Genomic DNA, 10,957 nt, shown 5'->3' with positions numbered 1-10,957 from the left:
GCGACCTTCTTCCCCAGAGGAGTAACCCATGGGAGCGATCGGCCGGGCCGCGTCATGAACGACGGACCGGCAGACCTGGCAGGCAGGGTGGAGGTGGCGCTCGCCGAGTTCCTCGACGGGCAGAGCACGCCGCCCGGCGCGGAAGAACTGAGCTCGGTGCTCGGCTGTCTACGCGAGTACGTGCTGCGCGACGGCAAGCGTGTCCGCCCGGTGTTCTGCTACTGGGGCTGGCGCGGAGCCGGAGGTGAGGACTGTCCGCAGATCGTGTCCGCCGCGGCTTCTCTTGAGCTCTTCCACGCCTTCGCCCTGATCCACGACGACATCATGGACGACGCCGACACCCGGCGCGGCGGGCCGGCGATGCACCGCCTGCTCGCCGAGGAGCACGTCAGGAACGGCTGGCGCGGTCCGCCCGGCGCGTTCGGCACGGCCACCGGCATCCTGCTGGGCGACCTGTGCCTGATGTGGGCCGACGAGTTGCTCCACCACAGCGGCCTCGACGCGCGCAGGCTCGCCCGCGGGCGCTGGGCCTATGACCTCATGCGTACCGAGATCGTGGCCGGACAGTACCTGGACGTGCTGGAGACCGCCCGGCGCGACGGCGACGTGCGGCGGTCGCTGACGATCGCCCGCCTCAAAACGGCCGCCTACACCGTGCAACGCCCACTCCATCTCGGCGCGGCGCTGGCGGGAGCCGGACGGGAGGTGCTGGGTGCCTACTCCAGGTTCGCGATCCCGCTGGGAGAGGCGTTCCAGATGCGCGATGACGTCCTGGGCGTGTACGGGGATCCGGCCGTCACCGGTAAGTCCGCCATGGACGACATGCACGAGGGCAAGCCCACCGTCCTGATCGGCCAGGCCGTCCGACATGCCACAGCGGAGCAGCGGGCCCGCATCCGTGCCCTGTACGGCGACCCAGAACTGGGCCACGGCGGCGCGGCGGAACTGCGCGAAATCATCGCCGCCACCGGAGCGCTCGAACACACCGAGAACATGATCGGCCGTCGGACCGAACGCGCGTTCGCCGCGCTGCACGGCGCGCCGATCCGTCAAGAGGCCCGGCAGGCGCTGCTCGGCCTCGCCGAAAGAGCCGTCGAGCGAACCCGATAACGCGCGTCGGCCACCCACAAGCGGTGGCCGACGCGCCGGAGCAAGCGAGTATGGAACGGAGACGGATACGCGATGAGCATGGCCAAGAGCCCCTCGAGCCAGGACGGTCCCTCCATCGACACGGCCTTGTTCGGGCCGGACCTCTACCGCCCCGACGCGGGGACTCCAGACCGGCTCGCGTCCGACGTGCGGCGGATCCCCGAACTCCGCAGAGCTTGGGTTCCGGTCATGGGGGATCGCCTGTTCGACCCCCGTACCCCGGTGGGCACCTATGACCCGAGCAGGAAGGACGTTCCCCTGGAAGAGGACCGGGCAGAAGCGCGCCCTTCGAAGGACTTCCCCGCGCTCCCCCTCGCCGTCGATGCCCCGCGCCGTCACGGGTTCGTCGCCCGCGGCACGAGTCTCCTGCGGGCCATGACCGAAGCGATCCCCGTGCCCGACACCCCCTTCTGGCACGCGGTGGCCGAACAGACCTACGGATACGCCTGGTGCCTCATGGACAACAACCGCCTGTGCCGGCAGTGCGTGCACGGCTCCTGTTCGGTCAGCTTGTTCGACTCCTTCGCCGACTACTACCACTTCTGCGAGCAGATGCCCGAGACGCTTGACGTCACCGCACAACGCGTCACCGAGTACATCGATCACGTCCACCGTGAGCACGCGGCCGACGGGCAGGAACGCAAGATCATGGACGCCTGGCTCATGTCGGCCCACGCCATCTACCTCGATGTCCTCCATCCCAAGGCCGACCACCTGCGCGTTCCCGATGACGAGCTGCGCACCATCCGCTACCGCGTCATCAACGGCGCGGCCAGGGCGCTGACGCTTCAGGCCAGGCTGGAGCAGGGCCCGCTGATCGGTGACGACGACACCATCGATGCCGTCGCCCTCACCGCGATGGTCACGCACGATGCCTGCGACCGCCGCCACGACAACCTCGCGAACGAGTCCTACAACACCTTCACCTTCGTCAGCACCCACACCGGCGCGGAAAGCGTGGACATGATCCGCCGCTTCTGCACCGACGTGTGGGCCTGGGCCATCGACCACCGGGCCGACTGGGCGATGCACATCGCCGGTCGGCTGCTGATCTGGCAGGTCTACATGGCCCGCTACCAGGCCGATGTCCTCCTCGACCACCTGACAGGCCCCGATCCGCACCGCCGGGCCCAGGTCGACCCCTACGGCGATCCGGTGCTGAACAGCCTGAACCCGCTCCTGCCCGGCCCGGCACCCGACGACTACGACCTCCGCTCCCGGTGCCAGGACAAGGCCCGCCACGACCACCTGCTCCGAAGCTGCCTGGCGCACTTCCGCGACTGTCCGGGCTGCCGGGGCTACGACGCCGCCACCTGGCAGCGACGGGTCCCCATGATCGAGGCGGCCTACCGCGGCAAGTACTCCGACGTCCATTGCCTCGACGCGCTCAGCACCTACACGATCCTCGCCTCCCTCGACCGACTCTGGTGGGCGGCGGACCCGGCAGCCCGCTACACCGGCCCAACGGGCGAATGGTCCCCCATGTTCTGCTGATCCGCCGCGACCACCCCGGATCGGCCCAGATCCCGGCAGGTGACCACGGCGCGCGTCGCACCCTCCACGACCAGGCAACCACAGCACCCGAGGAGAAGACCATGACCGGTGCACCCGCCCTTACCGACAGCGACCGCGTACTGCCGCCAAGTGCCGCCCTGGCCCATGAACGGGGCGGGCTTGCCCTGCTTGAGCCCTCTCGCCCCATCCACGTGGCCTGGCCGCGGCGCGCGGATTTCATCGAGTTCTGCTTGCGGGCAAGACCGGATGACGCGGGACAGAACATCGACGGGATCGAGCAGATGATCCGCGATTGCGCCACCCGGCTCTGGTTCGACAGCAAACTCCGCCAAGGCATCGAACTGGACGACGAAGAGGAGCACACACGAGCCGAAGCCAGTCCGGCTCTGGAAGACTCTGGCCTCCAGCCGTTCCTTCGGGCCATGACCGCGTGGGCGGCCCACACCGCCGTACTGGACGACCCGGCCACCCGCAAGGTCTGGCTGATGAACGTCCTCACCGGCGCGTCCAGCGCCATCGCATACCGCTCCCGTCCGGTCCCGATTCCGCCAGGCAGTGGGCTGCTCAACATAGCGATCGCCGAAGATTCCACACCGTCACACGACAGCACCGCCTGCGTACTCCCGCCCAAGGATCTCGGCGTGTCTCACTTCACGCCGCCGGACGATTGGAAGGAGTTGTGCGAAGAGCTGGGTTTTGGCTGGCGGGAAGGAAACACGGCCACCACGCTCTACGCCTGGAGCGGTGGCTGGACGCTGACCTACGGCAATGCCGACCGTGACGCGAGGGCCTGGTATCTCTGCGGCACGGGCGACTACGACCTCTTCATCGACGAGGCCGGGCAGGTGCCCGACATCCCCCTGCCCGCCACCGGCTCCCCGGCGGACGGTCACCGGCCCCGCAACACGCTCACCATGGCCGAGGTCGTAGCGGGCGCGATGGACATCGATCTCCAGAAACTCGTCCACGACCTGCAGGTTTCTCGCGCGCAACGCCAATCAACCAGCAACGAGAAGGACCCTCACCGCGCAGGCACACAGATGGACATCACCGATGACCTGTGGTGGCTGTGCAACGCCTACAACTGTGGGGGCGCGGTGTACGTCTGGCACGGGCGCAACGATTTCTTCAGCGAACTCAGCGAAATGAGTCTCAGCCTCTGGACGGCCAATCTCTTCGACCTGCACTACGACTGCGCCTACGACAATCCGCTGACGCAGGCTCGCTACCTCGTCGGCAGGCTCGACGCTCTGGGCGCCGACCGAAGCCACGCCTATCTCGCCCTGTCCGGCGCCTGGATGAACACCACCACGAGCATCCTGTCCGGCACCGACCAGTCATCCGGACAGCTGGGCATGCTCGCCTGGTATCTGTGGGCCCTGCTCGCCCCCCGCTACCACGCCGGCCACCTGCTCACCGGAGCAACCCATCAAGTGGACCCGGCAGTGATCGATGAATGGTGCCGGCATCATCCGCACGGCGCCCATCTGCCATCCCGTGAAGCGTGGCACCGGGCCTGTCGGGCGAAAATCGACGTCTGCACCACATGCCGTACCCGGCCGCTTTCCGATCTCATCCAAGGCGGCCCGGCACGTTGCCCGGCTTCCCTCACCGCCAGACGAGTGCGCGTCCCGGACAACGCCCTGGCCTCGATCGACGCCCAGGAAGTCGACTGGCCGACGATCGAGGCCTTCGATCGCTGGGTCGGCCTGGCCATCGACCTCGCCTACTGCGGAGACGCCACGGCGATCCCCGACCTGGACCGCGCCGGCGACGACATACTCCTACGTCTCCTGCGCCTGGCCGCCAGCCGCGAAGGACACGGCAAGCGCCGGGCGACGATCGCACTGTGCGTGCTGCTGTCGATGGCGGCGGAACGCAACATCTCCCGCCTGCTCGGAACCCTGAACCTCACCAGCGTCACGCAACTCCTCACCCGTCCTTATGTCCCCGGCGAAGCTCCCTAGTCAACCGGCGTCTCCCGCATCGACCCCGTACCCGATCGGAGAGGATCATGAAAACCGACCGGCCTCTCGCCGAGGCGCCCGGTGCCCTGCCGTTCATCGGCCATGCGATCCCGCTGGTACGCGACCCGCTGCGCTTGCTGCGGACCCTGCCGGCGCACGGCGATCTGGTGCGGATCCGGATCGGCCTCTTCCCTGCCATCGTGGTCTGCGACCCCCACCTCGTCCACCGGGTTCTCACCGACGATCTCACCTTTGACAAAGGCGGGCCCCTGTTCGACCGGGTCGCGGCCACCGTCGGCAGAGGATTGATCACGTGCTCGCACCTGCAGCACAGACGCCAGCGCCGGCTGACCCAGCCGGCCTTCCACCGCTCCCGGTTCCCGGCCTACACACGGATCATGGTCGAGCAGATCGCCGGCGCGATCGACGGCTGGAACGACGGGCAGACCATCGACGTCCTGGCCGAGATGCAGAAGATCACCATGAGGGTCGTGCTGGCGACGATGTTCAGCACATCGCTGAGCACCGCAGCCATCGCACGGGCCACGCGAGATCTTCACGACATCCTCAGCCTGACCTATTGGCGGATGTTCCTGCCCGCGCTCCTGCGTCGGCTGCCCACCGCCGCGAACCTGCGATACGAACGGGCGAACGCCGGCCTTCGCCACACCGTCGCCAAGGCCGTCACCGAGCGGCGCTCCGAAGACCTCATCGGCTCCAAAGGCGATGACCTGCTGACCATCTGGCTGGCCGAACGTGATGACGAAACCGACGGCCGGGGATTCTCCGACGCCGAACTCGTCGATCAAATCATGACCTTCTTCATCGCCGGCGTAGAGACCACCGCCAACGTGCTCAGCTGGGCCCTGTCCTTCCTGTCCGACGACGCCGAGGCAGAAAGGCGGCTCCACGCCGAAGTCGACGGGGTCTTCAGGGGCCGACCCGCGCACCACGACCTTCCCCTTGCCCAGCTTCCCTTCACCGGTCAGATCGTCACTGAGACGCTTCGCATCTGCCCACCAGGCTGGATGTTCACCCGGATCACCAGAACCGCGACCCGACTCGCCGGTCAGTCATTCCCCGCCGGAACCACGCTCATCTACAGTCCCTATCTCTTGCACCACCGCGCGGATCTGCACCCCGACCCCGAGCGCTTCGATCCGGATCGATGGACCGAGAGCGGAGACGCCCCCATCAGGGAAGCTTTCATCCCCTTCGGCGGGGGCGGACGCAAATGCATCGGAGACGACTTCGGTGTCACCGAGGCATGCTCGGCACTGGCCATGATCGCCAGCCGCTGGCGATTGCGGCGGATGGCCGACGGCGCATGCGAGGCTGAGCCACGTCTTGGGCTCCGGCCCAAGGACCTGCACATGCGCGTCACGGCCCGCTTTGATCCGTAGGTTCCGGGTTCGAGCCCCGAGCATCCTACCACTCCATACCCCACCCAGTGAGTAGCCGGGGGGAGTCTCACCCCCCGGCCCTCTCAGAGACGGAACCTGTCAAACCTGGTGAGACATCAGGCTACTTGCGTGCTTTGTGGCGAGGTGCCCGTCTCGGAGGCCGCGGGTGGCTGGTTGATCCACACCTTGGCCGGCAGTGCCGGTGGGTAGGGTCGCCGGGTTCGCGGAAGTCCCGGTCGATCTCCTCATCGCCGGTGGGTTCTTGCTCTTCGATCCGGGCGAGGATGTTGTCCTGACGTTTCCCAAGATCACGGAGCTCTTTCTTGAGCCGGTCGCTGGGTGCCTCGCCTTGTGAGGCTTTCTGAGGGAGTTGGTGTCGCAGCGCCTCGATGTATGGGGCGTTGAAGACCCGGACTGCGAAGAACTCGTATACCAGGTCGAGCAGATCGTCTTCACGAACCCACAGGCTGACAGCTTAGGACTACAACACATAGCAGAGTGTTGCGCGTCATTCGCGGAGAGTATCCCTGCACGAGCCAGCAATTTCGTGACTTACTGAAGTCGTGCGCTTTCTCTCCGCGTAACTTGGAGGACGACACGGGGTGCCTCCTTCGGGCGGCTCCGTCTCGTCTTCGACGGTTCTGACGCTTGGAGGGCGCGTGCTGCTTTCCCCCATGAGCGAGCGGCGGGCTCTGGTCCGCTCGCTGGTCTCCGAGTTCGCACCCGAGGAACTCCCCGATTTCGACCTGATGACCACGGCCTACTTCGGCTCTCCCGCGGCGGCGCGCCGAGCCCGTCGGACGCGCGAGGAGCCTGGCGCCTTCGGCATCGACCTCGCCGATCCGGTCTTCGTCAACCTGTTGTGGGGCGTCGTCGGCGGGCTGACCACGGAGATGCTGGTCAGTGGTGCGCGCAGGGGGCGAAGCTGGTTCAAGCGCCGCAAACGGGCACACCCGGACGACCCGCTCCCTGAGCTGCCGCCGGAGCTGGAGCAGGCAGTACGCGAGCAGGTCGCCGAGGCGCTGCGCCAGGCCGCGCGGGACGATGCCGACGAGGTCAGCCGGCGCCTGCTGGAACGCTGGGCGCGCCGTGACTGGACGCCACCGCATTGACCGCGGCCGGCGGCCGGATCAGCCCTTTCCTGCTTCCAGCCGCGACGACATCTCGCTTCCTCCTGCTGGTCGTCATCACGTTGTGGGCCGCCGGATCCTCCTTCGACCAGGTCCTGACCTGGCTGGAGCGGTACACCCGATGCAACATCACCGGCGATGCCGCCGCAGCCGCCGGTATGCCGGCGCAGCGGCTGAGCCCGCTGTATCTGATGTGCGTGCGCGAGATCTCCCTGGAGCGCGCGGTGGCGAGCCTGGCCGCCATGGCCGCGGTGACCGCAGCGGTTGTGCTGTTGAGCCTGGTACGGCCTCGGCTGACCAGGAAGCGGCAGAATCTGCGGCACGCCGATCCCGCGGCCTACGCCGAACTGCACGCGCTGGTGAGCAGGCTCGCCCGCGCCGAGGGCGTCACCCGCCCGCCCATCCTGCTGCTCGACCCCAACCGGGGCGCGCCGGGTGGCCGGGCCTTCGGCTCTTTCGGCCGTACCTACCTGCGTCTCAACATCGGCACCCTGCATCGCGCCAGGAAGAGCGGCGACAGCCGCGAGTTGCGGGCCGTCGTCATGCACGAGTTGGCGCACGTACGCAACCGGGACATCGAACTCACCACCATCACCCTGGCCTCGGTGTGGGTGTTCTGCGGGCTGGTGGCGCCGGCCCTGGTCCTGCACACGGCGCTCCGCGAGCCGGGGCGGCTGCTGGAGGTGGGGTCACGAACGGCGGCAGCCGCCGTACTGGTGCTCGTTCTGGCCGCGGCCGTGCTGCGAGCCCGGGAAAGCTACGCCGACGTCAGGGTCGTCATGGCCGGGAAGCCGCCGGCCCTTCGCTTGCCGCGCCGGCGCTCCTGGGTGCAGGCGATGCTGCCGTTGCACCCTGCTGACAGCTACCGCGCCGCCATCGTCCAGCGTCCCGGCGAGCTCATGCGCTGGCTGCCCGCCGAATCCCTCGGTGCGGGGCTCGCGTTCGGCATCGGCACCGCCTACCTGACGGAGATTCTGCAGTTGTGGTTCGGCGGAACCCCTGCGGAAGGGCGCCTGGTGATGTCGCTGGCCGGCGTGCTGAACGCGGTTCCCTGCATGGCCATCGTGCTCGCGGGCGCCTATCGTGCCGCGCTGCGGGCGATGGCGTCCGGCGCCCGGCCGCCGTACGGCGTCCTACCAGGCTGTGCGCTGGGTACGGGCCTGCTCGCCGGACTTCTGGCCGCACCGTCGCAGATGGGACGATCATGGCTGGAGTTCCTGGTCGGCACGCCGCTGAGCGGTCTGGCCATAATGGCGATCCTGCTGTTCCTGTCCGTCATGCTGTGCCGCTGGTCAGCGGTCACGGCCACCGTGTGGTTGCCGGTGGCCCGCGCTCGCTCCCTGCGCCCCGCCTACCTGGGAGCCCTGATACCCGCCGCCTTGGTCTCCGGGCTCTGGCTGAGCGCCTGGATCCAGGCGAGCGAGGTGGCCCAGGAGGCGCGGAGCCTGGAGAACGGGCTCGTGGCGCTGGGCATCCATCTGTTCGACGTCGGTCCGCTCACCGCGCTGCTCGTCGCCGTGCTCTACCCGCTCGCGGCATGGTTCAGGCACAGGGAACCGAGCCGCGGACGAGCACTGTGGCTGGACACCCGGACGCCGGCCGTTCTGCCTGCCACCCGGATCCGGCCGCTCGCCGCGCTGGTCCCCCCGGCGATGTTCGCGTTGTCGGCTTTGGCTGCCGAGGTCATCATCCCCGGCCCACTGCTGATCGACATATTTGCGGGCAATCCCGGTGACGACCGCGTCGTGCAGGCCATCGCCCGGTTGACGCTCTGGCTGGCCCTCATGGACGTTCTCGCGGCCTTGACCGCGGCGACGATCGGCGGGATGCACCTGCTGGGCTTCGCCCACGCGACCCTGGCCGCCGTCACCACCGGCCTGGCCGTCGTCACGGTGCTGCTGGCCGAGCCGATCCTGGTCGTCTGCGTTCAGCGGAACGGCTGCCTGGGGGATCTTCTCCTCCGGCAACTGGGTGCGGTTTGGGTGGCGGTCACGGCCGTCGGCGTGGCGGCCGGGCTGCTGAGCGCCGCACTGGCCGGGGTGTTGCGGGTGCCGATCCGGCTGCTCACCGCCGCCCGGCGGCGCCGCCCGCCCCCGGCCCCACGTTCCTGGCTGCGCCGCACCCTCGCCATCGCCACGCTGGCCGCCGCGATGATCTGGCCCGTTTTCCTGTTCCCCATCTGGACCTGGGAGAACGGCCTCGTGACCACCGGTACGGACGGCAGGAAACCGGACCTGGACATGCGTCTACCGCCGCCCCGGTCACCTGGCTTGCGGGCGGCGCAAACCGCTTGCCCGGCTCCGATGTGGCTCTCACCGGACATGGCGTTCACCGATCAGCATGCGCGCTACTGGGCGACCACATTCGTCCGGTTGGCCGAGAGCGACCGGCCGTTCCTCGTGGAGATGGGGCGCGCCGGATACGCCCGCATTCGCGACCGTTCGGGCAGCGAACGGCCATTCAGCACCGCCGCCACCCGTTACTGCAGGTTTCTCACACCCCCGTGATTCAAGGGCGAAGTCGCCGCTCGATGACGTCGGCCAGGAGCGGGCGGTCGGGGTGGATGGTCATGCCGAAGGTGGGCCGGGGCGTGGCCTGGTTAAGCGTGAAGTCGAAGGCGGGCAGCAACGTTTCCGCGAGGATGGTCATCTCTGTCAGGCTGAAGTGGGCTCCCAGACAGGCACGGGGGCCCAGGCCGAACGGGTAGTACGCGCCGGGCACGGGGCGCCGAGGCGGGTCGATGAAGCGCTGGGGCCTGAACAAGCAGGGGTCCGGCCACAGATCCGGGTCGCGGTGGGTGAGGTAGGGGCACAGGGCGAGGATGGTCCCGGCCTCGATGCGGTGGCCTGCGAGGGTGTCGTCCCGGGTCGCGTGGCGGAGCAGGAGCCAGGCAGTGGGGTAGAGGCGGAGGGTTTCGCTGATCAGCGCGCGGATCGCCTCGGTTCGCCGGGGTGAGCCTGCCGGTCCTCGGTCGAGCGCCCAGTCGCGCCGGCCGGGGTTGTCATGCAGGTGCAGCAGGAGCCAGGTGAGGGTGGCGGCTGTGGTCTCGTAGCCGGCGACGAGGAGGGTGACGATGTTGTCGCGGATCAGTTGCCTGGTCTGGTCGCACGGTCCGGCGTTCAGCAGGCCATCGAGAAGACCAGGAGCGGTGTTGGTACGGGCGGCGGCGATCGCGCGTTCGGCGACGGTCTCGACGTCGGCGAAATCGTCGCCGAGGTCGGGGCAGGCAGTTTCGGCGGTCGGGCCGAGCGCGGCCGTTGCGGCGACGATGCGTCCGGCCGCCAGGCACTGCCGGTGTGAGGTGTGATCGAGGGCTTGGCCGGTGATGGCGCGCCAGATGACGTCGAGGGAGAAGCGCCGCATATCAGCAGTAAGGTCGCGTGGTCGTCCGCTGCGTGCGACGTCCGTCCAGGCGTGGGCGATGTCCTGGGCGGCCTGGTGCATCAACTGCTCGTAGCGGCGCACACCCTGGACGGTGAACTGGGACTGGAGCAGGCGCCGCTGGCCGCGCCACAAATCTCCCTCGGCGGTGATGACACCGTTGCCGAGCAGGCGCCTCAGGCGGTGCGAGCGCTTGATGTAGCGCTCCGGGCGGGCGGCGAGGACGTGGTGGACGGCGCGGGCGCCGGTGACCAGCACCCACCGCTGCTCGCCGAGGCGGACAGCGGCCACGGGCCCGAGCCTTCGGGCGCGGGTCAGCAGGTCGATGACCGGCGCGCCCGATGTCCGCCATCGGATGACCTCGGCCTCGGCCAGCTCCGGGACTTCGGTGACGGGGGCTGCTGCGGCCACG

General features: G+C 68.7%; 8 protein-coding genes. 7 read left to right on the top strand and 1 reads right to left on the bottom strand.

The window, feature by feature from the left end:
* The first annotated feature begins 54 nt into the window (after nt 1-54).
* The 7 genes from AB0I81_RS36065 to AB0I81_RS36035 all read left to right on the top strand — a co-directional run bounded on the left by AB0I81_RS36065 (nt 55) and on the right by AB0I81_RS36035 (nt 9,671).
* A complete protein-coding gene (locus tag AB0I81_RS36065; RefSeq protein ID WP_360666242.1) occupies nt 55-1,110 on the top strand; it encodes a polyprenyl synthetase family protein in 1,056 nt (351 codons plus the stop codon).
* Nucleotides 1,111-1,182: 72 nt separating this feature from the next.
* Complete coding sequence (locus tag AB0I81_RS36060; protein ID WP_360666239.1) at nt 1,183-2,643, top strand: hypothetical protein; 1,461 nt, start codon at nt 1,183-1,185, stop codon at nt 2,641-2,643.
* 101 nt (nt 2,644-2,744) lie between these two features.
* Nucleotides 2,745-4,631 (top strand): hypothetical protein, encoded by a 1,887-nt coding sequence (locus AB0I81_RS36055; RefSeq protein WP_360666237.1) that lies wholly within the window; start codon nt 2,745-2,747, stop codon nt 4,629-4,631.
* A 47-nt stretch (nt 4,632-4,678) separates the two neighbouring features.
* Nucleotides 4,679-6,034 (top strand): cytochrome P450, encoded by a 1,356-nt coding sequence (locus tag AB0I81_RS36050; RefSeq protein ID WP_360666234.1) that lies wholly within the window; start codon nt 4,679-4,681, stop codon nt 6,032-6,034.
* A 202-nt stretch (nt 6,035-6,236) separates the two neighbouring features.
* Nucleotides 6,237-6,389: a hypothetical protein gene (locus AB0I81_RS36045; RefSeq protein ID WP_360666231.1), complete on the top strand. Its 153-nt coding sequence runs from the start codon at nt 6,237-6,239 to the stop codon at nt 6,387-6,389.
* 304 nt (nt 6,390-6,693) lie between these two features.
* Complete coding sequence (locus tag AB0I81_RS36040) at nt 6,694-7,146, top strand: hypothetical protein (RefSeq protein WP_360666229.1); 453 nt, start codon at nt 6,694-6,696, stop codon at nt 7,144-7,146.
* Nucleotides 7,143-9,671, top strand: a complete 2,529-nt coding sequence (locus tag AB0I81_RS36035; RefSeq protein WP_360666226.1) for a M48 family metalloprotease — start codon at nt 7,143-7,145, stop codon at nt 9,669-9,671. Before AB0I81_RS36040 ends, AB0I81_RS36035 begins: the two co-directional genes overlap by 4 nt.
* Before the next feature lies 1 nt (nt 9,672).
* Here AB0I81_RS36035 and AB0I81_RS36030 read toward each other — a convergent pair whose 3' ends face one another.
* Nucleotides 9,673-10,956 carry a cytochrome P450 gene (locus AB0I81_RS36030; protein WP_360666223.1) on the bottom strand — a complete coding sequence of 428 codons (1,284 nt, stop codon included), beginning with the start codon at nt 10,954-10,956 and terminating at the stop codon, nt 9,673-9,675.
* Between the last annotated feature and the right edge of the window lies 1 nt (nt 10,957).

The sequence above is a fragment of the Nonomuraea sp. NPDC050404 genome (assembly GCF_040655495.1).
Taxonomy (GTDB): Bacteria; Actinomycetota; Actinomycetes; order Streptosporangiales; family Streptosporangiaceae; genus Nonomuraea.
Note: the sequence above shows the minus strand (reverse complement) of the source record. Positions and strands in the feature narration are given on the sequence as shown.

Bases quoted from the DNA above. Each gene is read 5' to 3' on its own strand.
- AB0I81_RS36060 (WP_360666239.1), top strand. From the start codon at position 1,183: ATGAGCATGGCCAAGAGCCCCTCGAGCCAGGACGGTCCCTCCATCGAC.
- AB0I81_RS36065 (WP_360666242.1), top strand. From the start codon at position 55: ATGAACGACGGACCGGCAGACCTGGCAGGCAGGGTGGAGGTGGCGCTC.
- AB0I81_RS36055 (WP_360666237.1), top strand. From the start codon at position 2,745: ATGACCGGTGCACCCGCCCTTACCGACAGCGACCGCGTACTGCCGCCA.
- AB0I81_RS36050 (WP_360666234.1), top strand. From the start codon at position 4,679: ATGAAAACCGACCGGCCTCTCGCCGAGGCGCCCGGTGCCCTGCCGTTC.